The organism is Haloprofundus marisrubri (assembly GCF_001469955.1).
GTDB lineage: Archaea > Halobacteriota > Halobacteria > Halobacteriales > Haloferacaceae > Haloprofundus > Haloprofundus marisrubri.
The window spans coordinates 26,281-46,302 of record NZ_LOPU01000016.1 but is presented as its reverse complement, the minus strand read 5'-3'; the positions used below and the strand labels follow the sequence as shown (position 1 = coordinate 46,302).

At 63.3% G+C, this 20,022-nt stretch carries 27 protein-coding genes; 6 read left to right on the top strand and 21 right to left on the bottom strand.

Annotated elements, in window-relative coordinates; translation table 11 throughout:
* Positions 1-20: 20 nt before the first annotated feature.
* The 11 genes from AUR64_RS03250 to AUR64_RS03200 form a co-directional block, all read right to left on the bottom strand.
* Positions 21-491, bottom strand: a complete 471-nt coding sequence (locus AUR64_RS03250) for a hypothetical protein (protein WP_058580519.1) — start codon at positions 489-491, stop codon at positions 21-23.
* A 332-nt stretch (positions 492-823) separates the two neighbouring features.
* Complete coding sequence (gene hsp14, locus AUR64_RS03245) at positions 824-1,267, bottom strand: archaeal heat shock protein Hsp14 (protein ID WP_058580518.1); 444 nt, start codon at positions 1,265-1,267, stop codon at positions 824-826.
* 135 nt (positions 1,268-1,402) lie between these two features.
* Positions 1,403-1,828 (bottom strand): Hsp20/alpha crystallin family protein, encoded by a 426-nt coding sequence (locus AUR64_RS03240; protein ID WP_058580517.1) that lies wholly within the window; start codon positions 1,826-1,828, stop codon positions 1,403-1,405.
* Between the two features lie 80 nt (positions 1,829-1,908).
* The gene (pheA, locus tag AUR64_RS03235; protein ID WP_058580516.1) at positions 1,909-2,715 is read right to left on the bottom strand and encodes a prephenate dehydratase; all 807 of its coding nucleotides are present in this window, start codon (positions 2,713-2,715) and stop codon (positions 1,909-1,911) included.
* Between the two features lie 87 nt (positions 2,716-2,802).
* Positions 2,803-3,465 carry an imidazole glycerol phosphate synthase subunit HisH gene (gene hisH, locus AUR64_RS03230; RefSeq protein ID WP_058580515.1) on the bottom strand — a complete coding sequence of 221 codons (663 nt, stop codon included), beginning with the start codon at positions 3,463-3,465 and terminating at the stop codon, positions 2,803-2,805.
* Between the two features lie 188 nt (positions 3,466-3,653).
* Complete coding sequence (gene phnE / locus AUR64_RS03225; RefSeq protein ID WP_082230562.1) at positions 3,654-4,685, bottom strand: phosphonate ABC transporter, permease protein PhnE; 1,032 nt, start codon at positions 4,683-4,685, stop codon at positions 3,654-3,656.
* Positions 4,682-5,461: a phosphonate ABC transporter ATP-binding protein gene (locus AUR64_RS03220; RefSeq protein WP_058580514.1), complete on the bottom strand. Its 780-nt coding sequence runs from the start codon at positions 5,459-5,461 to the stop codon at positions 4,682-4,684. Before AUR64_RS03220 ends, phnE begins: the two co-directional genes overlap by 4 nt.
* Before the next feature lie 30 nt (positions 5,462-5,491).
* Positions 5,492-6,577, bottom strand: a complete 1,086-nt coding sequence (locus AUR64_RS03215) for a PhnD/SsuA/transferrin family substrate-binding protein (protein WP_058580840.1) — start codon at positions 6,575-6,577, stop codon at positions 5,492-5,494.
* Between the two features lie 106 nt (positions 6,578-6,683).
* Entirely contained in the window at positions 6,684-7,280 is a 597-nt protein-coding gene (locus tag AUR64_RS03210) for a uracil-DNA glycosylase (protein ID WP_058580513.1), read from the bottom strand.
* A gap of 24 nt (positions 7,281-7,304) precedes the next feature.
* Positions 7,305-7,931: an endonuclease dU gene (locus AUR64_RS03205; RefSeq protein WP_071391199.1), complete on the bottom strand. Its 627-nt coding sequence runs from the start codon at positions 7,929-7,931 to the stop codon at positions 7,305-7,307.
* Positions 7,928-8,104, bottom strand: a complete 177-nt coding sequence (locus AUR64_RS03200) for a DUF5786 family protein (protein WP_058580512.1) — start codon at positions 8,102-8,104, stop codon at positions 7,928-7,930. Before AUR64_RS03200 ends, AUR64_RS03205 begins: the two co-directional genes overlap by 4 nt.
* A 111-nt stretch (positions 8,105-8,215) precedes the next feature.
* On the opposite strand from AUR64_RS03200, the gene AUR64_RS03195 reads away from it, so the two are divergent.
* Both AUR64_RS03195 and AUR64_RS03190 read left to right on the top strand, forming a co-directional pair.
* Entirely contained in the window at positions 8,216-8,848 is a 633-nt protein-coding gene (locus AUR64_RS03195) for an MBL fold metallo-hydrolase (protein WP_058580511.1), read from the top strand.
* Between the two features lie 63 nt (positions 8,849-8,911).
* Positions 8,912-9,277 (top strand): DUF7475 family protein, encoded by a 366-nt coding sequence (locus AUR64_RS03190; RefSeq protein WP_058580510.1) that lies wholly within the window; start codon positions 8,912-8,914, stop codon positions 9,275-9,277.
* A gap of 4 nt (positions 9,278-9,281) precedes the next feature.
* Here AUR64_RS03190 and AUR64_RS03185 read toward each other — a convergent pair whose 3' ends face one another.
* Both AUR64_RS03185 and trxA read right to left on the bottom strand, forming a co-directional pair.
* On the bottom strand, positions 9,282-9,431 hold the full coding sequence (locus tag AUR64_RS03185) for a 50S ribosomal protein L40e (RefSeq protein ID WP_058580509.1): 150 nt from the start codon (positions 9,429-9,431) through the stop codon (positions 9,282-9,284).
* Between the two features lie 106 nt (positions 9,432-9,537).
* Positions 9,538-9,804, bottom strand: a complete 267-nt coding sequence (trxA, locus tag AUR64_RS03180) for a thioredoxin (RefSeq protein WP_058580508.1) — start codon at positions 9,802-9,804, stop codon at positions 9,538-9,540.
* A gap of 217 nt (positions 9,805-10,021) precedes the next feature.
* Here trxA and AUR64_RS03175 point away from each other — a divergent pair, with 217 nt between their 5' ends.
* The 4 genes from AUR64_RS03175 to hisE all read left to right on the top strand — a co-directional run bounded on the left by AUR64_RS03175 (position 10,022) and on the right by hisE (position 13,138).
* A complete protein-coding gene (locus AUR64_RS03175; RefSeq protein WP_058580507.1) occupies positions 10,022-10,183 on the top strand; it encodes a preprotein translocase subunit Sec61beta in 162 nt (53 codons plus the stop codon).
* A 48-nt stretch (positions 10,184-10,231) separates the two neighbouring features.
* Complete coding sequence (gene pdxT / locus AUR64_RS03170; RefSeq protein ID WP_058580506.1) at positions 10,232-10,828, top strand: pyridoxal 5'-phosphate synthase glutaminase subunit PdxT; 597 nt, start codon at positions 10,232-10,234, stop codon at positions 10,826-10,828.
* 65 nt (positions 10,829-10,893) lie between these two features.
* Entirely contained in the window at positions 10,894-12,759 is a 1,866-nt protein-coding gene (locus AUR64_RS03165; RefSeq protein WP_058580505.1) for a S9 family peptidase, read from the top strand.
* A gap of 49 nt (positions 12,760-12,808) precedes the next feature.
* On the top strand, positions 12,809-13,138 hold the full coding sequence (hisE, locus tag AUR64_RS03160) for a phosphoribosyl-ATP diphosphatase (RefSeq protein WP_058580504.1): 330 nt from the start codon (positions 12,809-12,811) through the stop codon (positions 13,136-13,138).
* Positions 13,139-13,166: 28 nt separating this feature from the next.
* Here hisE and AUR64_RS03155 read toward each other — a convergent pair whose 3' ends face one another.
* The 8 genes from AUR64_RS03155 to AUR64_RS03120 form a co-directional block, all read right to left on the bottom strand.
* Entirely contained in the window at positions 13,167-13,580 is a 414-nt protein-coding gene (locus AUR64_RS03155; protein WP_058580503.1) for a DUF6276 family protein, read from the bottom strand.
* Between the two features lie 144 nt (positions 13,581-13,724).
* Complete coding sequence (locus AUR64_RS03150; RefSeq protein ID WP_058580502.1) at positions 13,725-14,417, bottom strand: V-type ATP synthase subunit D; 693 nt, start codon at positions 14,415-14,417, stop codon at positions 13,725-13,727.
* A 120-nt stretch (positions 14,418-14,537) separates the two neighbouring features.
* On the bottom strand, positions 14,538-15,959 hold the full coding sequence (locus tag AUR64_RS03145) for an ATP synthase subunit B (protein ID WP_058580501.1): 1,422 nt from the start codon (positions 15,957-15,959) through the stop codon (positions 14,538-14,540).
* Positions 15,959-17,719, bottom strand: a complete 1,761-nt coding sequence (locus AUR64_RS03140; RefSeq protein ID WP_058580500.1) for an ATP synthase subunit A — start codon at positions 17,717-17,719, stop codon at positions 15,959-15,961. The genes AUR64_RS03145 and AUR64_RS03140 overlap by 1 nt, the downstream gene beginning before the upstream one ends.
* Positions 17,716-18,048 (bottom strand): V-type ATP synthase subunit F, encoded by a 333-nt coding sequence (locus AUR64_RS03135; RefSeq protein WP_058580499.1) that lies wholly within the window; start codon positions 18,046-18,048, stop codon positions 17,716-17,718. The genes AUR64_RS03140 and AUR64_RS03135 overlap by 4 nt, the downstream gene beginning before the upstream one ends.
* Entirely contained in the window at positions 18,045-19,091 is a 1,047-nt protein-coding gene (locus AUR64_RS03130; protein ID WP_058580498.1) for a V-type ATP synthase subunit C, read from the bottom strand. The genes AUR64_RS03135 and AUR64_RS03130 overlap by 4 nt, the downstream gene beginning before the upstream one ends.
* Positions 19,088-19,669 (bottom strand): V-type ATP synthase subunit E, encoded by a 582-nt coding sequence (locus tag AUR64_RS03125; RefSeq protein ID WP_058580497.1) that lies wholly within the window; start codon positions 19,667-19,669, stop codon positions 19,088-19,090. Before AUR64_RS03125 ends, AUR64_RS03130 begins: the two co-directional genes overlap by 4 nt.
* A gap of 20 nt (positions 19,670-19,689) precedes the next feature.
* Positions 19,690-19,953: an ATP synthase subunit K gene (locus AUR64_RS03120; RefSeq protein ID WP_058580496.1), complete on the bottom strand. Its 264-nt coding sequence runs from the start codon at positions 19,951-19,953 to the stop codon at positions 19,690-19,692.
* Positions 19,954-20,022: the final 69 nt, after the last annotated feature.

Here is a 20,022-nt window from a genome sequence, read left to right as displayed (position 1 = left end):
GACGACCCGCGGACCTACTTTTACACCGTCTCGCTATCGAACACGCGAGCGACCGACGACGGGTGGACGTCGAGCGCGTACGGGATGACGTACGCCGTCGCCGCCGCGAGTACGTTGGCGACGGCCGGGACGAACGTTTCCGCTGCGACAGCGGTCCCGGGGGACGTGTTCGATACGAGTCCGAACGCGACGACTTGGAAACCGAAGCCACACCCCACGAGCAAGACGAGTGATTCGACGCGCCGGGCGTGTGCTCGGCGGGCGGAGTTGGGCGAAGACGTCCGACGGCGGACCCAGAGGACGCCGCCGACGAACGCCGCGAGAACGCCGACCACGAACGACGCCGTCGGGTCCGGACGCGCCGAGACACCCAGCGATTCGAGGCCGATTGAGACGCCGACGAACAGCGATGCGAACAGGAACGCCGTCGTCGTCGCCCAGTGGACACCACCGACGAGTGCGGTTCGCAGCGACGGACGATACGAAGTCACGGCGACGGGTATGAGAAGAGTTCACTTATATCTCACGACTCGGAGAGTCACTCTTGGATTACTGACACGAAAGGCGAAAAATCGGCCAGCGACCGATAACCACGGAGGGGTCTGGACCGAAGTGGAGTCGGGGGCCGGAAATGGAATTGGGACCGAGGTACAGGCGGGGCGGAGGGAGCCACACGAGACCGAACGAGGTCCGGAGCCACACGAAGACCGAACCCACACGAAGACCGAACCCACACGAAGACCGAACTACACAAGAAACCGCAAGAACCGCGAACCACGCACGAGGGCCGGTGAGGGCCGAAACGACCGAATCACGAACGGACTCAGTCGATGTCGATGCGGTGGGAGTCGTCTTCCTCGGAAGCGGTACGTTTCGGGAGGTGGACCGTGAGCACGCCGTTGGAGTAGGTGGCGTGGGTGTCGTCTTCGCGGACGTCCTCGGGGAGGCGAATGGTTCGGCTGACGGACTCGCTGCGGCGTTCGCGGCGGAGGTACTCGCTGGAGTCGTCGTCGCGGGCCATCTCGCGGGAACCGCTCACGGTGAGGGTCCGACCGGACAGCGAGAGGTCGATATCTTCCTTCTCGAAACCGGGCATGTCGGCGGTGACGACGTACTCGTCGTCCTCGTCGGCGACGTCGACGGAGATACCCGTGGTGTTCCACATGGGACGGGTCTCCTCGACCTGTCGGTTCATTCCCTCGAACTGCTTGCTCATTCGCTCGAACAGGTCCTCGAACTCGTCGAACGGGTTGGAACGTCGCATCATTCTAATTCACCGACGGCATATGAGGCGCGCTTCGAGTATAAACGTTGCTGGAACGCAGATAGCATTTCGCACGCTATAGCCGCTCTAAGCGCACCTAGAGCCATGTTCCAAAATATATTTCAAGAATTAATGTAGTCACTCGATGTCGATTCGATGGCCGTCCTCGTCCTCCGAGTGGCGCCGTTTGGGAAGTCGAACGGTGAGTACGCCGTGTCGGTACGAGGCGTCCGAGGCTTCCTCTTCGACCGGTTCGGGGAGGTGGACGGTTCGGGAGGTGCTTCGTCGCGTTCGTTCCCGGCGGAGATACCTGTCGTCGCCGTCGCGGTCCTCGGTGGTGTCTGCGTGTTCGGCGCGAATCGTCAGTTGGCGGTCCCGAACGGCGAGGTCGATATCCTCGGTTTCGTACCCCGGGAGGTCGGCGGTGACGACGAACGCGTCGTCGTGTTCCTCGAGGTCGATGGCGATATCTCTGAGTTTCGACATTCCCGACGACTCGAAGTTCCGACCCAGTTGGTCGAACAGACGCTCTATCTCTTCGAACGGGTTGTTGCGGTCCGACATGACACGAGAGAGTGGGTCGGCCGAAAGTAAGAATATTGCCCGTCGTTCGCCTCGCGGACATCGGTCGTCGGGACGGTGATTCAGTACAGGACGTGACGGGTATCGTACGACCCGAGACGGCGGACCCAGCCCTTCTTCGCAATCTCTTCGACGTCGGCGACGGCTTCCTTCGCACGCGCTTCGTACAGGCCGGCCTCGAAGTCGATGTGGAACAGATAGTCGCCCAAGCGATTGCCGCTCGGACGCGACTCGATGCGCGAGAGGTTGATATCCCGTTCGGCGAACGCTTCGAGCAGTTCGAGCAAGAGACCGGGATAGTTGGCGTTCGGGTAGACGACGAGCGAAGTTTTTCCACCGGCTTCCGACCGCTCGTCGGCGGGTGCGACGACCAAAAATCGCGTCGCGTTCGACGAGCGGTCTTGGATGTCTTCGGCGAGTACGCGCAGGTCCGCCCCGGCCGTGTCGGGGTGGGCGATGCCGGCGACGTGAGGGTCCTCGCGGGCGCGTTCGACGCCGCGGGCGGTGCTGGCGACGGCTTCCAGCGACACGTCGGGGTAGTTCTCGTCGAGGTAGCCGCGGCACTGCGCGAGCGCCTGTGAGTGGCTGGCGACCACGTCGAACGACTCGCCTTGGGCGACGAGTGCGTGACGAATCGGCGTGATGAGTTCGCCGACGACGCTCACCTCGCGGTCGGCGAGTGCGTCCAAGCTTTCGGTGACGCTGCCTTCGATGCTGTTCTCGATGGGGACGACGCCGCGTCGGAACTCGCCGTCGGCGACGGCGTCGACGATGCTTGCGACCGACTCTCGAAAGGTCACGTCGTCGGCGACGGCGCTGGCGGCGCGATGCGAGTACGTTCCCGCCGGACCGAGGGTGACTGCCTGCATTGCCGCGTTGTTGTCGGGAACGGGGGAAAAACGCGTCGGGTGTGACAGATGTGGCGACGAGGAACCCGGGAATCCGGAGAGAGAAACTCAGCGATTAGCGCAGAACTCGACGAAGTTCCGCAGAATCTGCAATCCAGTTTCACCGCTCTTCTCGGGGTGGAACTGCGTGCCGAAGACGTTGCCCGCCTCGTTTGCGACGACAGCGGGGAACTCGACGCCGTAGTCCGTCGTCGCGACGACGGCCTCGTCGTTCTCGGGGACGGCGTAGTACGAGTGGACGAAGTAGGCGTGCTCTCTATCTACTCCTTCGACGAGCGGGTGGTCGCGTTCGACGGCGAGTTCGTTCCAGCCCATGTGCGGCACTTTCTGTCCCTCCGCGAACCGGACGTTCGTCCCCGGAACGAAGCCGAGACCCTCCACGTCGCCCTCGCCGGCGTGTTCGGCCTCCTCGCTCGTCGTCAACAGCATCTGCATGCCGAGACAGATGCCGAAGATTGGCTGACCGCGTTCGTTGGCCGCTTCGAGGGATTCTCGATACGGGTCGGCGTTCTCCATCCCCTCGCGGAACGCGCCCACGCCGGGGAGGACGATGCCGTCGGCGTCGGCGAAGCTTTCGGGGTCGTCGGTGACGGTCACGTCAGCGCCCGCGCGTTCGAGGCCGCGGACGGCGCTTCGGAGGTTGCCGAGGCCGTAGTCGACCACCACCACGGAGGCCAGCGCCTCGTCGGGCGCTGGTGATGTCGTACTCATGCGTGAAGATAGGAGAGTGCGCGTCTAAGTGTGTTTCCGTCCGGGCGAACGTGGCGGTGGGCGTGGGCGTGGCCGGAGTGGACCACCGCGGAGAAAAGAACGCGGGAAGCGAGAACAGAGAAAGAACAGCGAGAACAGGGAAGGAGAACAGCGAGAGAAGGGGCAGAAGAAAGAGACGTCAGACGACGTTACTTCGTCAGCGACTCGGCCATCCGACGCGGGAAGCCCAGCAACAGCGTGAGCAGGCCCTCCGGGCTCTCGTCGGCGCGAAGCCGCGAGCGGACCCGTTGACTGAACATCTCGACGCTGATGATGAGCACGATGATGACGAGGATAGTCGCCATCATGTTCGTGAAGTTGAACAGCTTCTGTTGGACCGACAGTATCAGTCCGAGGCCGCCGCCGCCGATGATACCGAGCGTGACGGCGATGCGGACGTTTATCTCGAAGATGTACAGCGTCCACGCGATGAAGGGCGTGGTCACTTGGCTCAACATCCCGAAGACGATGGTCTGGGGGCGACTCGCACCCGTCGTGCGCATCGCCTCGATGGGACCGTCTTCGACTTCCTCGAGTTCGTCGGTGTACAGACGCCCGAGGTTCCCGACGGTGTCGGTGGCGATAGCAAGCACTGCAGTCGCCGGACCGAGGCCGCCAAGCGGGACGTAGATGAGCGCCCACACCAGTGCCGGGATGGCTCGAATCGAGGACATGACCCCGCGGAACAGGAAGTTGAACGGGAACGGCATCACGCGCTCGGAGCCGAGGATTCCGAACAGCAGTGCGAGTGGGAAGCCCAGAATCGTCCCCGCAAAGCCCATTGCGAGCGTCAGACCGGCGACGCCGAACAGCGCGAACGGACCGCCCGTCGACGGGTCAGTGAGGTCCGCACTGGAGTTGTAGATGAGGTTTCGCTCTTGGATGAACGACCAGTACTGCCCGAACCCACCCGGGTCCACGAAGGGGAACGCCGAGAAGTCGAGGAAGGGGAAGTAGTCGGTGAGCGCGTCGAGGAAGGCCGGGAAATATCGCGGCAGGTCCGCTTGGAACAGTTCGGTCGTGTACAGCGCGTTGTAGAAGAAGAACAACACGACTGTGATGCCGAGGCCGGTGAGGAGCCATCGGATGCGGCGGCCCCGTCGAATCTCGTCGAACTGTGCTTGGAGACGCGAGTCTCGTTCCGTCTTCGTCTGGTTGTCTGCGGCTGTGTCGGTACTCATTTCGTCACCGCCTGTTCGTCGGCGTTTTCGTCGTCGCTGGCCTCGAACATGCCTTCGGTGTCGATGTCGCCGTAAATCTCGTCGATAACGTCCATCGAGAACTCGTCGCGGTAGCCGTCGAAGACGAGTTCGCCGTTCCGGAGGCCGATGAAGCGCTCGCCGAACTTCCGGGCGAGGTTCACCTGATGGAGGCTGATAGCGGCGGTTAGGTCGCGCTCTTTGGCGGCCTGCCGGAGATACCGCATCACCTGCTGTGAGCTACCGGGGTCGAGACTCGCCACCGGTTCGTCGGCGAGGAGGATGTTCGGACGCTGGACGAGCGCACGGGCGATACCGACGCGCTGCTGTTGGCCGCCACTCATCTGTCTGGCCCGTTGGCGGGACTCGTCGAGGAGGCCGACCGTATCGAGCGCGTCGAGTGAGCGGTATTTCTCTTCAGTATCCTGTAACTGTAGTAGACTTTTGAGGAGGCCAGTTCGGCTGAGTGACCCGGTGAGCGCGTTCGAGTACGCGCTCATCTGTCCGATGATGTTGTGTTGCTGGAAAATCATCGCGATGTCCTTTCGCGGGTCCTTGACGGGCGTCCCGTCGACACGAATTTCTCCGCGAGTTGGACTGGTCAATCCGTTCATACAGCGAAGAAGCGTCGACTTACCGGACCCCGAGACGCCGAGTACGATAACGAACTCGCCCTCCGGAACCGAGAAGCTGACGTCGCGTAAGGCGACGGTGTCGCCGAACTCCTTGGTGACCCCGTCAACAGTAATGTTACTCATTTTGCTGGTCAAAAACAGTCGAAAGTCAGTCTACGAAAGGTCTTCGAACTCGAGTCCGAGTTCGTCGAGCACTTTCTGTATCGGCTGGTAGTCGTCGATGGTTCCTTCCTGAACGCCGGTGAACCACAGCGGTTCGCCGTCGTAGCCCTCGTCGTGGCTGAGGTCGTCTTCGGTCGCGTTCAAGATTGCCTGCTCGATGTCCTCGCGGACGGGGTCCTCCCAGTTGCTGCGCGAGACGAGCGGCGCGCGCGGCAGTGGGTCCGAAACGGACAGCAGTTCGAGCGTCGGGTCCGCGCTGCCGGCGTTGTCGTACTCCGCGGAGATGTCGACGAAGTCCTGCGACATCTCGTCGAACTGCGCTTTCGGGACGTGTGCGGCCGTCGAGAACGCACCCGTCGACGCGGCGGCGACGTCGCCACGGTTTATCATCTGCTCTCGCGCGGTGGTGTGGTCGGAGTACTCCGCGTTGAAGTCACCGGCCTGTCCGTCCGGCGCGTTGCCCACGTCGAGTCCGGCGTCCTGAAGCATCGTCAGCGGAACGAGCGTGCCACTCACGGAGAGAACGTCACCCATCGCAACCGTCTCGCCCTGCAGGTCCGAGAGTTGGCTGATGCCGCTGTCAGGCGTCGTCGTGATGAGCGAGAAGTACTGCGCCGCGCCGTAGGCGACGCGGATGCCGACGACGTCGACGACATCCTTACCCGCGATGGCTGCCGAAGGCGAGGTGTCGGCGATTTCGCCTTGGTCGTTGCGAAGTGCCTGCAGCGTCGCGGTGTAGCTGGCCGCGCGCGTCGGGTCGATGCTGACCGAGACCTCGGATTCGAGGTACTCGAACATCGGCTGGTACTGGTCGATGATTGCAACGTCGGCTTCCGCCGGGTTCAGGAGGAATCGAACGACCGACTCTTCGGCGTCGCCCGTCGTCGTCCCCGTCGACTCCGAGTCGCCGCCCGTCTCGTTGCCGCCGGTGTCGCCACCGCTTGCGTTGTCGCCGGTGTCGCCGCCGGTGTCTTCGGACCCACCGTCGGTACAGCCAGCGAGTCCCGCGATACCCGCCGCACCGGTTGCTTTCAGAAACGTACGCCGATTCGATGCCCAGCCGAACTTGTCGGACATGAAGAACAGCATCGACTATCAGCATTTAGTAGTTTCTATGTGTTCTATATATCAGAGATAGTCAATGACAAGGTAGCTAACAAACACCACAGTTGGCGGTCCGCGCTCAGAAATCGCCGAGACTCGACTGGCCGCCGTCGCCCTCGCCGACGCCAGCCACGTCGGCAGCGCGGGCGATGACTTCCTCGAACGTCTCCTTCTGACTTCGGTCGTACAGCGTCGCCGCCGGGTGGAGACAGACGAGTGCGCGAATCGACTCCTCGCCGATTCTAACGTCCTCGACCGTTCCAGCTTCCTTGGTGACGGCGACCGAACGGCCCAACAGATGCTGTGATGGAACCTTTCCGAGCGAGACCACGAGCGACGGGTCGACGCGTCGGAGTTCGGTCTCTAAATAGCCGCGGCAGTTCGCGAGTTCGTCCTTTTTCGGGTCGCGGTTCTCCGGCGGACGGCACCGAACGCAGTTCGTGATTCGGACGTCCGCACGTGCGAGGCCGACGTCGCGTAACGCGCTGTCGAGGACGCTTCCGGAGCGGCCGACGAACGGTTCGCCCTCGGAGTCCTCGTTCGCCCCCGGCGCTTCACCGAGAAACACCAACTCGGCGTCGTCGGGGCCGGTGCCGTTGACGATTCGACTCCTCGACTCGACCAGTTCGGGACACCGAGTACAGTCGCGGACACAGAGTCCGTCCATCTCCTCCATGCGATATCCGCGGGCGGCAGCGCCTTAACTCTCGGTCGTTTCGTCGCTCGTCTCGTCCGAAGACTCGTCGGTGAGCAGCACACCGCCCGTCTCCGTTCGGTCGATAGCCCAGCGACGCGCGCCGCGCGCGGCGAGTCGTGCGACCCGCACCGGTTCGGGTCGGCCGCCGGTGAGCGTCACCGTACGGACGATATCCGCCGCCCGGTCGTCGGCGCAGCCGACGGCTCTGACGAACACCGTCTCGTCGCCGATATCGACGGCGCGGCGCGGTGGCTGGGCGCGATAGATTCGCTGTCGGTCGACGAGTGCGTCGCCGGAGAACTGCTCGCAGAGCGCGTCGTCGAGTCCAGAGCTTCGCTCGAAGGAGACAGAAAGCACCGGGCGGTCGACGGTCGCGGTGACCGCCCGAAGGTCGACGAGATTGAACCACGCGGGGGCGATGCCCGCGAGAACGAGAGCACGAACGTCCGCTCGGCCGAGCGATTCGAAGAGCGAGACCACTGCTTGCGTCGCGTCCGTACCGCCGACGGTACAGGTTTCGAACGCGACGCCGTCGACGACGCCGTCCGCGCGCACGACGACGCCGCCGAGGACGCTCTCGTCGTCACCGTCGGAGAACGCGAGTCCGAGTACTCGCGCGCCGCGTTTCACTCGTCTTTGATGTCTTTGAGCGTACTCAGGAGTTCCTCGTTCGACGCACCGATGTCGAACTCCACGCTCCCCTTGTGGGTGTTCTCACTGGTTGCAACGCCGTCTTCTTCGTCGAAGTCGGTGCTGTACTCCTGCTTGTCTTGTTCGGATTCGTCGTAGCTCCCAAAGCCCATGCATCTAAACGTTGTTGATTCGCACTGAAAAACCTCTCGGAATGAATGAGACACAATGACAATCACGCCGCATTCACCGCTGTTTTCACCGTCGGAACCGAGAGAGTCTGTATGGAACCGATTTGCGTCACTGCGGACGCCGAGGAGTTCACCTGCAACGCGTATCTCGTCCTCGGCGAGCACCCGACGCTCGTCGACGTCGGAACGATGCCGGGCATCGTCGACGTGGTTCGCAAGCACACCGACGAACTCGACAACGTCGTGCTCACCCACCAACACACCGACCACATCGGCGAACTCGACGCGGTTCTCGACGCGTTCGACGCCGACCTCTACGCCTACGGTGACCACCCGCGGCGGACCCACCCGCTCGAACCCGACGAGCGAGTGCCCATCGGCGACGAGAGGGCAGAAGTCGTCTACACGCCGGGACACGCCTCCGACCACGTCTCGTTCGTCACCGAGACGAAACTGTACAGCGGCGACGTCGTCGTCTACAACGACGGCGCGTTCGACGACGGCAGTTTCGGCCGCACCGACATGGCCGGGCAGTCCCGAGAGCGACTCATCGAGAGCCTCCACGACCTCTTGGAGCACCTGCCCGAGACGGTGACAGCGATGTACGCCGGCCACGGCAACGTGTTCGAGGCGAGCGACGACGAGAGTGGCGATAGCGTCCGCGACGTGGTCGAACGCGCGCTCGAACGCGCAGAGCGCCGCGAACCCAAGTACCCCGACCAGTAGCGACGAGAGACGCGATTTTCGGATGGTGCGGACAGTTATGTTGTCAGCGAACCACTACGAGCTATGACGACTGCACAGATTCGCCACACCGACGCCGCCTCACTGGGGACACTTCACTACCTCGGCATCGCTCTCGCCGCGGTTACGGGCGTCATCCATCTCGCACTCGGCGTTCCCAACGTCCCCAGTACGCTCGGCATCCTGTTCGTTCTCGCTGGACTCGGCTATCTGGGTGGCGTCGTTCTACTGATTCGTGGCGTCGCGCGCGGTCCGTTGTACCTCGCCGGCATCGCCATCACCGTCGTCCAGATTCTCGCGTACGTCGCGCTCAACGCCGGCGACCTGTTCAGCACCGTCGCCCTCGTCGACAAAGTCGCACAGTTAGCACTCGTCGGCGTGCTCGTCGTGCTGTATAGAAGAGAGACCTGAGCGATTATGCGTTGCGCGGTTCCTTCGACTTCGGGCGAAGGTGCTTGTAGCCGCACTTGCGGCAGAAGTCGGTGCGCATCGGGTTGCGAGCGTTGCAGCGCATACAGATCTGTTTCTCAAGCGTTCGGTTGACGGCGTGCTCGAAGCTAGGCATGGAACTTGCTTTCCGTGCGAGTCGTATAACGCTTGCGAGAACGCCCCACCGCCGGCGTCGCAACTCGGCGGCGGCGTCCGGCGGCGAGAAACCGAGTGAGTGCGGCCTACGCGCCCGCTTCCTGCAGCGCTGCTTCGATGTCTTCGCGCTGGGTGACACCGACGAATCGGTCGACGACACCGTCGTCGTTCTCGACGACAAGCGTCGGCAGCGAGCGGACCTGATACTGGTTGGCGATGTCCTGCTCCTCGTCGACGTTCACTTTCTCGAAGTCGACGTCGCCGTAGTCGGCCTCCAGTTCTTCGAGAATCGGGTCCTGCGTCTTACATGGGCCGCACCAGTCCGCGTAAAAGTCCTTGAGTCGAACAGTCATGGTTATCCCGACACGGGGTTACCTATCGGCGCGCATAAGAGTTTCTCACCTGTTCGACGAGCGTACCCGAGCGCCGTCGGTCACGATGGGTCGAAATCAGGGGCAAATCGACCGCCGATTCCGCCACCTCGTACCGAGTTCCGTGCTTCGTTCGCTGCCGAGACCGGTCAGAGCGCGAGTCGAAACGTTTAGGCGGGCGACCGACAGAGGTGCCTCCATGAGCAAGGGAGACAACAGCGGCGGCCTGATGTCGAGTGCGGGTCTCGTCCGCTACTTCGACGCCGAGGACCGAAACGCCATCCGATTCGACCCCAAAACTATCGTCGCGTTCGGCCTCCTGTTCGGCATCGGCGTCCTCGTGTTGAACCTCGTCGCGTAAGCGCCGCGACAACGCGTTCTTTTTCCGCGACACCCTCCAACGGAGCGTATGCTCACCGCAGGCGTCGTCGCCGTCCAAGGCGACGTGTCCGAACACGCCCGCGCCGTCGAACGCGCCGCCGACGCCCACGGCGAAGATGCGGAACTCGTCGAGATTCGTCACTCGGGTCTCGTTTCCGACTGCGACGTCCTCCTCATGCCCGGCGGCGAGTCGACGACTATCTCGCGGCTGCTCCGACAGGAAGGCATCGACGAGGAAATTCGCGCCCACGTCGCCGCCGGCAAACCCGTTCTCGCCACCTGCGCGGGCCTCATCGTCGCCGCCCGCGACGCGAAGGACGAACGCGTCCACAATCTCGACGTCTTGGACGTGACCGTCGACCGCAACGCGTTCGGCCGCCAGAAGGACAGTTTCGAGGCTCCGCTCGACGTCGACGGCCTCTCCGACCCCTTCCCGGCGGTGTTCATCCGCGCACCGCTCATCGACGAGGTGGGCGACGACGTGTCGGTGCTCGCGCGCTGGGACGACACGCCCGTCGCGGTGAAACAGGGTCCGGTCGTCGCTACCTCCTTTCACCCGGAACTGACCGAAGACGTTCGACTGCACCGACTGGCGTTCTTCGAGCAGGCGGCGGCGTCGCGGTAGGGAACGTCGCAGGAAACTCATCCGACACGACATTTTAACTGCAGTGATTGTATTTTCGCTGATACATGACTGGCGACACGCTACTGGAGGAGTTGGTGACTCTCCCGGAGATAACCAGACCGAGCGCCTCACCGTCCGGCGAGCGTGTCGCGTTCTACTCCGACACGACCGGCCGAAACGAGATTTTCGTTCTCGACGTCGACACCCGCGACGTCGAACAGTGGAGCGACGGCACCGACCTACAGGCGTGGTGGCCGCTCTCGTGGTCGGCCGACGGCGAGCGACTGTTCTTTCACCGCGACGCCGACGGCGACGAGCAGAACGATATCTACGCGCTGACGAGCGACGGCGCGACGGAACCCGTCGTCGAAACCGACGGCCAGACCAACCTCCACGCCGTCGGCGACGACGGCGAGACGCTGCTCGTCGCCTCGAACCACGAGAGAGAGATGAACCTGTATCGCTACGCGCTCCCGACCGACGGGATGGAGCGACTCACCGACCACGACCAAGTCTGGGAGTCCTGTCTCTCACCCGACTGTGAGCGCGTCGCCTACGCGGCCAACGAGTCCGAGAACGCCGACAATAGAGACACGTATCTCGTCGACATCGACGGGGCGAATCAAGAGACACTCGCCGTCGGCGTCGTCGGGTCGCAGACGGACCCACACGACTGGACACCCGATGGTGAGCGACTGCTAATCTCGGACAACGGTGAGGATTTCGGCCGCTGCGGCGTCTACGACCTCGCTGCCGACGAAGCCCGGTGGTACGGCGGCCTCGACTACGAGGAGTCGCCTGCGTGTTTTACTGCCGATGGGGCGAAGTTTCTCACCGAACGCGTCCGCGACGCGGCCGTCGTTCCAGTCGTCTACGACGTCGACACCGGCGAGGAGTTCGAGTGTCCGCTCACCGACGGCGTCGCCGAGTTCGGGTGGCGAAGCACGAACCTACTCACTGAGAACCGGGTTCTGCTCTCCTACACGACACCGGTCCGCCCGACGGCACTCGTCGCCTACGACCTCGACACGAACGTTACAGAGACGCTGTTTCGCCCCGATTACGGCCGGTTCAGTTCGGACAATTTCGTCGACGCCGAGTACTTTACCGTCGAATCCGACGGCGTGCCAGAGACCCGGCAGGAAGCGATTGAACACGACCCTCACGAGACGCTCGAAATCGGGGCGCTGTTCTACGACTCCGGCGAGCGTCCGTCGGCGCTTTTGGTCAACGTCCACGGCGGGCCGCGGCGTGCTGACAGAAAGACGTTCCACTACCGGACGCAGTACCTGCTCTCCCGCGGATACTCTATACTGCAGGTGAACTTCCGCGGGTCGAGCGGTCGAGGCCGCGAGTTCGCCCAGAAACTCGTCGGCGACTTCGGCGGGGCCGAACAAGGCGACATCGCCACCGCCACCGAACACGTCCTCGGAAGGTACGACTGGCTCGACAGAGACCGCGTCGGCGTCTTCGGCGGGTCGTTCGGCGGCTACTCGACGTACTGGCAGATGATTCAGTATCCGGAGCTCTACGCGGCCGGTGCCCCCGTCGTCGGATTCACCGACCTCGAACTGCTGTACGAGGAGGCGATGCCGCAGTTCCGAACCGGCTTCATGGAGAAGTATCTCGGCACGCCCGAGGAGAATCCGGAACGCTACCGCGAGCGCAGTCCCGTCACCCACGCCGGAAATTTCGCTGCGCCGCTGCTGATGGCACACGGAGTCAACGACCGCCGAGTCCCGGTGTCGCAGGCGCGAGTGTTCCGCGACGCGCTGAGAGAGCGTGGCTACGAAGAAGGCGAAGACGGCGCGTTCGAGTACCACGAAATAGAGAAACGCGGCCACCACACGACCGACGCGAATCAGCGACAGCAGACGCTTCGACTGTTCGAGTCGTTTTTGGAGCGTCGTCTCGGGGCTTCCGAGCGGTAAGCCGCGACAAAACACACGTTTTTCACCGACGGCGCGCGTCCGGCCGAGTATGAGCGATACGGACCCGTCGGCGGACGCGGACTCGGCCGACGCCGACGACATTCTGGACGACCTCTTCGAACTCGTCGAACAGCGCAAGGAGGACCTACCCGAAGGCTCGTACACGACATCGCTGTTTACCCACGAGAAAGGCGAAAACGCCGTGCTCGAAAAGCTGGGCGAGGAGTCGACCGAAATAATTCTCGCGGCGAAAGACGACGACACCGAGGAGTTGGCCCACGAGAGCGCCGACTTCGTCTACCACCTTCTGGTCCTTCTTTCGATGAAGGAGATGACGCCCGACGACTTGCGCAATGAACTCGCCGCGCGGTTCGGATAGGTCTCGTCGACGGCTTCGGCCGACGAACTCAGTCGTCGACGAACTGCGCTAACTGCGGGCGACGTCGGTCGATGTCGAAGTGTGGCTGGACCGACCCCGCGGCGGCGATGCGGTCGAGCGTCAACATCGGGTCGCCACCCGCCTCTTCGGTTTCGGCGTACAGCGTCTCGATAGCGGCGCGTTCGAGGGCGAGTGAGTCGAGTTTGCCGAGCAACAGCGCGAAGGCGACGCCCGCGCGGCCGCTGGGAAACGACTCGAGAACGTGAGAGAACTCGGCGTCGGCGGCGTCCACTGGCGCGGCCGACTCCTCCGAGCCTCCGGCGTGCGTCCGCAGACAGACCGTACAGAACTCGACGATTTCGCTCCGTTCGGGGGCGTACTCGCGGAGGTCTTCGGGGACGACAACGGAGAGAGTCGGTGACTCACAGACTGGACAACTCATACAGGGAGAGACGAGGGCGACGCCGAAAAACGCGTGGCTTTCGGTAACGACGGGCCAGTTCCGAGCCTGCCGACGAGAGCGACACCGACGACTGTCGAGTGGGCGGAGACGAAAAAAGAGAACCGAGAGTGTGAGTAGAGGAGTTCAGTCGGCCGTGGCGGTGCCGGGTTCCTTCGCGGCGGCCTTGTCGGCCTCTTTGGCTTCTTTCTCTTCTTCTTCCTTCTTGGCCTTGATTTTCTTCATGCGGAAGATTTCCTCGCGCTCCTGTTCTTCGAGTTTCTGCTCGATGTACTCTTGACCTTCGTAGAGGTCGGGGAGCACCTTGAACTCCAGCGCGTTGACGCGGCGCTTCGTCGTCTCTATCTCGTGGAGCATCTTCTTCATCGCCGTCTCGACTTCGGCGGCGAGGATGATGGACTCCAGAAGCTCTTCGTAGGCGTCGGCGGCCTCGTCGATACGTGCCGAAGAGCCGAGCAGACCGTAGCCACGCTGGTCGATGGACTTCTTCACGCGCGAGGACTCGATTTGCGGGACGACGACGCCCATGATGTTCTTCGACTGGGTCGTGATTTCGGGGTACTCTTTGAGCGCCGCGGCCGCACCGCGGACGGCGACGTCACCCTCCATCGCGCGCGCCATGTTGATTTTGTGCTGGGCGCGTTCGTAGTCGTCGGAGAGTCCCGACCGCACGTCCTGTGCCTGGTCGAGGATGTCCATGAACTCCATGATGAGGCCGTCACGCTTCTGTTCGAGGGTGTCGTGGCCTCGCTCGGAGAGTTCGATGCGGTCCTCTATCTCCATGAGGTTCTTGCGGGTTGGTTTGACGTCTTCGGCCATTGTTGTCGGAAGCTTGCGGATGGAGGCGGTTAACCTTTTTCTGTTTTCTCGCCGCTGCGGCCGACACACGAGGCGGTGCTATCGCTGACGGCGGTGATAAACGAAGAGAAAGTGTCGAGGTTAGTCCGCGGCGACTTCTTCGGCGGGTTCGTCGCCGACGTCTTCGCGGTAGTGCTGCTCGATGAGTTCCTCGTCGATACGGTTGAGTTCCGTCTTCGGGAACATCGACAGCAGGTCCCAGCCGATTTCGAGCGTCTCCTCGATGGTGCGGTTGGTGTCGAAGCCCTGGTCGAGGAACTCCTCCTCGAAGCGGTCCGCGAAGTCGAGGTACGTGTTGTCACGTTCGCTCAGCGCTTCGCGGCCGACGATGTTCACCAGGTCGCGGAGGTCCTCACCCTCGGCGTAGGCGGCGAACATCTGGTCGGAGACGTCGCCGTGGTCCTCGCGGGTGAGTCCTTCGCCGATACCGTCGTCCATCAGCCGAGAGAGGCTCGGCAGCGGGTTGATGGGCGGTTCGATACCCTGCGAGTTGAGGTTCCGGTCGATGTAGATTTGACCCTCGGTGATGTAGCCCGTCAGGTCGGGAATCGGGTGCGTGTCGTCGTCACCCGGCATCGTGAGGATGGGAATCTGCGTGACGGAGCCCTCGCGGCCCTCGATACGACCGGCACGCTCGTAGAGCTGTGCCAAGTCGGTGTACATGTATCCGGGGTAGCCACGTCGGCCCGGCACCTCTTCACGCGCTGCACCGATTTCACGCAGCGCTTCACAGTAGTTGGTCATGTCCGTGAGGATGACCAGCACGTGGTAGTCCTTCTCGAAGGCGAGATACTCGGCGGTCGTGAGTGCCATCCGCGGGGTGACCGTCCGCTCGACTGCGGGGTCGTCCGCGAGGTTCATGAAGACCACGGAGCGCTCCAGTGCGCCGGTGCGCTCGAAGTCCTCCATGAACTCGTTTGCCTCTTCGGCGGTGATACCCATCGCGCCGAAGATGACTGCGAACTCGGAACTGTCGTCTTCGCTCTCGTCGTCCTCGGGCACCGTCGCCTGACGCGCAATCTGGAGCGCGAGGTTGTTGTGCGGCAACCCGGACGCCGAGAAGATGGGCAGTTTCTGCCCGCGGACGAGGGTGTTCATCCCGTCGATAGCGGAGACACCCGACTGGATGAACTCCTCGGGGTACTCCCGCGAGAACGGGTTGATAGCCTCGCCGACGATGTCGTGTCGGTCGTCGGGGACGATGTCCGGACCGCCGTCGATTGGCTGGCCGGAGCCGTCGAGCACCCGTCCGAGGAGGTCCTCGGTGACGGGCATCTTCAGCGTCTCGCCGAGGAAACGGACGGACGCGTTCTTGTCGATACCGGTGGTTCCCTCGAACACCTGGATGGCGACGAGGCCGTCCGAGGATTCGAGGATTTGGCCGCGCTTGGTCTCGCCGTTCGGCGTCTCGATTTCGACGATTTCGTCGTAGCCGACGGGTTCGTCGACTTCGGCGAACACCAGCGGACCGCTAATCTCGGTGATGGTTTGGTACTCTTTCATTAGTAGAGCTCCCGGAGTTCCGCCGCGATGTCCTCTTTGAGGTCGGCGATGTACTCCTCGTAGTTTTCCTGGACGCCGACGCGGTTGATACGCGGAGCGGCGTCGATGGCCGTAATCTCTTCGACGGGCACGCCGGCTTCGAGCGCCTTGAACGCCTCGTCGTGGTAGTGGTGGATGGCCGTCAGGAGCAGGTAGGTTTTCTCCGGCGGGCAGTAGGTGTCCGTCGGGTGGAACGCGTTCTGCTGGAGGTACGCCTCACGCAGGTAGCGTGCGACGTCGAGCGTCAGCTGCTGGTCCTCCGGCAGGGCGTCCTTGCCGACGAGTTGGACGATTTCCTGCAGTTCGCTCTCTTCGTCGAGTACGTCGACGCCCCACTGGCGCTCCTCGGGCCAGTCGCTGGCGACGTTTTCGACGAACCACGGGTCGAGCTGGTTTTTGTACAGCGAGTACGACTCGCTCCAGTTGATAGCCGGGAAGTGTCGCCGTTCGGCGAGGTCGGCGTCCAGCGCCCAGAACGTCTTGACGATACGCAGGGTGTTCTGCGTCACCGGCTCGGAGAAGTCGCCGCCGGGCGGCGACACCGCACCGATTGCCGAAACCGACCCTTCGGTCCCGTTGATGTTCTCGAAGTAGCCGGCGCGCTCGTAGAACTGCGAGAGGCGTGCGGCGAGGTAAGCGGGGTAGCCCTCCTCACCGGGCATCTCCTCGAGACGCGAGGAGATTTCGCGCATCGCCTCGGCCCACCGCGAGGTGGAGTCGGCCATCAGCGCCACGTCGTAGCCCATGTCGCGGTAGTACTCCGCGATGGTGATGCCGGTGTAGATGCACGACTCGCGTGCGGCCACGGGCATGTTCGAGGTGTTGGCGATGAGCGACGTCCGGGCCATCAGCGGGTTGCCGGTCGTCGGGTCTTCCAGTTCGGGGAAGTCCTCGATAACCTCGGTCATCTCGTTGCCACGCTCGCCACAGCCGACGTAGACGATGATGTCGGCGTCGGCGTACTTGGCGAGTTGGTGCTGGGTGACCGTCTTGCCGGAGCCGAACGGCCCCGGAATCGCGGCCGTTCCGCCTTTGGCGATGGGGAACAGACCGTCGAGAATGCGCTGTCCCGACACGAGCGGGATACGCGGGGTCTTCTTCTCCGCGGAGGGACGGGCCTGACGGACCGGCCACTCCTGGTGCATCGTAATCTCCTCGCCGTTGTCGAGTTCGACGACCGTCTCTTGGACGGTGAACGAACCGGACTCGATGGCGGTGACTTCGCCGCCTTCGAAGTTCGGCGGGACGAGCACCTTGTGGTCGATGGTGACCGTCTCCTCGACGGTCCCGACCACGTCGCCGGGGGCGACCTCGTCGCCTTCGGAGACTTCGGGCAGGAACTCCCACTGTTCGTCCATCTCGATACCGGGTGCGTCGACACCGCGGTCGAGGAACGCGCTGTTCATCTTCTCTTCGAGTACGTCGAGCGGTCGCTGGACACCGTCGTAGATGGTGTCGAGCAGGCCGGGACCGAGGTCGACGGTCAGCGGTTCGCCCGTGTTCTCGACGGGTTCGCCGGGGCCGACGCCCGAGGTCTCCTCGTACACTTGGATGGTCGTGAGGTCGCCCTCGATTTCGATGACTTCGCCCATCAGCCCTTCGTCACCGACGTAGACGACGTCGTTCATCCGGGCGTCGAGGTCGACAGCGGTCACGACCGGACCACTCACGCTCTGAATCAGGCCGTCCTCTCGGACGGTCTCTTGTGTTGCTTGGCTCATTGGTTCTCGTCCTCCATTAGGTCGATACCGATTGCTCGTTTGATTTGGTCACGCAGTCCGCCACCGCCCGCGCCGCCCGCACCGAGCGTGACGAGCGTCGGTTCGATACTCTGTTCGACGGACTTCCGGACGTTACGCGAGAGGTGCGCGAGGTCCTCGTCGTGCATCACGATGATGCCGACGTCGTCGTCGGCGAGCGTCTCCTCGACGGCGGCGTCGAGATGCTCGTCTTTCTCCGAGTCGGCGACGTTCTGGAACTTCCGAACGCCGGCGAGACGGAAGCCGGTGGTGAAGTCGGGGCTGCCGATGACGGCTATCTCCTGACTCATAGTATCACCAGTTCCTCTTCGATTTCGTCCTCGGAAAGCCCTGCCTCGCGGCCGCGGGCGATGGCGCGGATGTTCTCTACTTCCCGCTCCTTGGCGAGAATGTAGGAGATAATCGGCGACACCGACAGCGGGAACACGTGGCCGAGACTCTCGGAGTACTCCAGAAGCGCCGCTTCGAGTGCGCGCTCGAAGCCGATGAGGCTGTCGGCGCGGTCGAGGTCGGTTAGCGCCGCCGAGAGGCGGTCACCGTAGGTACTCTCACGAATACGGGTGACGAGTTCCTCCGGGCTCGACGCCAACTGCGATAGCTCGCTGGCGCTGAACAGGCGACCCCCGTCGATGTAGTACTCCGAGGGGTCGATGTTCGCCCCGCTGCGGGCGAGACGAAGTGCGTTCCGTGCGTTGCGGAAGTCGATTTCGGCGTACAGGAACTCGCGGTACTGCTCGGTCGCCTCGTTCGTGACGAGGCCGGTGAGCAGGTTCTCGTAGAACGCGCGGTCGACGGCGTTCTCCAGCGGGACCAGCACGCCCGACTCCTCGTAATCTTCGTACGCCGTCCGAAGCGGCGGGCCGTAGATGGTGCCGCTCAGACGGTCGACAACCTCTTCGATGGTGGTCGCTTCGAGCAGTCGTTCGACGAGACGGTCGTCGAACTCGCCGGCGCGGATGAGGTCGGTTTCGACCTCCTCGCGCGGCGTGTCGGCGTAGATGCCGCGGATGACCGTCTTGACGTTCCACGCGTCGAACTTCCGGAGGTAACGGGCGATGAGGTCGTACAGACGCCCACCGGCCCAGTCGAGAATGTCGTTGAACTGCTTTGCGAGGCTGCGGTTCAACGCGAACTCGACGAGGTCGACGCCCGAGAAACGGGCCCCGAGGGCGTTTATCTCCTCTTCGTACGTCGACTCCTCCATGAAGCGAGCGATTTCGGCGGGGCCCATCCGGACGAGTTTGCGGTAGTCCTCGTCGTCGTACAGTGCACCGCGTCGTGCTCGGACGCGGGCGTTGACGTACTCCGGATTCGAGCTGCCGGTTGCGCTCATTGTTCGAACAGTCGGGCGCTCACGTCCTTCAAGTTGTCCTCCCAGACGGAGTCGAGGACGGAGTCGAACGTGTTGTTCACCCGAACACGGGAGTTTCGTCCCTCGACGACGACGCCACCGAGACAGTCGCGGTCACCCGCGAACTCGTAGCCGTCGTAGTCGGCGAGAATCTTCGTCAACAGTGTCTCGTCGTCGGCGCGTCCGTAGACGAACACTTCGTTTTCGTCTTCGAACTCCGTCGACGCGGCGTCGAGTAGCTCACGGGTGAGCGTCTCGCGCTCGGCACCGTCGAGAGCGACCAGTTCGGCCTCGACCTGCTCGTAGACGTCTTCGAGCACGTCGCGGCGCGCTTCGAGGCGCTGCTGCTTCGCCTGCAGTTTCGCGCTGGAGAGCGCCTGTTCGCGCTCCTGGGCGATCTGTCGCTCGACGGCGCGTTCGCGCTCTTCGAGCAGTTCCTCTGCGTCGGCTTCGGCTTCGGCGACGATTTCGTCGGCACGCGCTTGGCCCTCCTCGCGGATGTTCTCCGCACGTGCGCGGGCATCGTCCCGAATGTCCTCAACGACAGTATCCAAACTCATGGTGGAAAGAGAGAGGTGGTTTAACCGAGGATGAACACGACGACGAGCGCGAGAATGACGAGCGTCTCCGGCAGGACCGTCAGGATGAGGCCCTGAACGAAGAGGCTGTCGTCCTCGGCGAGAGCGCCGACTGCGGCGGCACCGATGCCACGCTCTGCGTAGCCGGCACCGAGTGCGGCGAGACCGACCGCGAGACCGGCGGCGGCGGCGCCGTCGAGCGCCGGGCCGCTTGCTCCTTCAGCCTGCAGTGCAACGTTAGCGAGTTCTGGTAGGGTTTCGTACATGGTGAATAGGTGTGTGGTTCCGGTTAGTCGTCTCCGAACAGTTGGTAGTTGACCGTACTGCGGTCATAA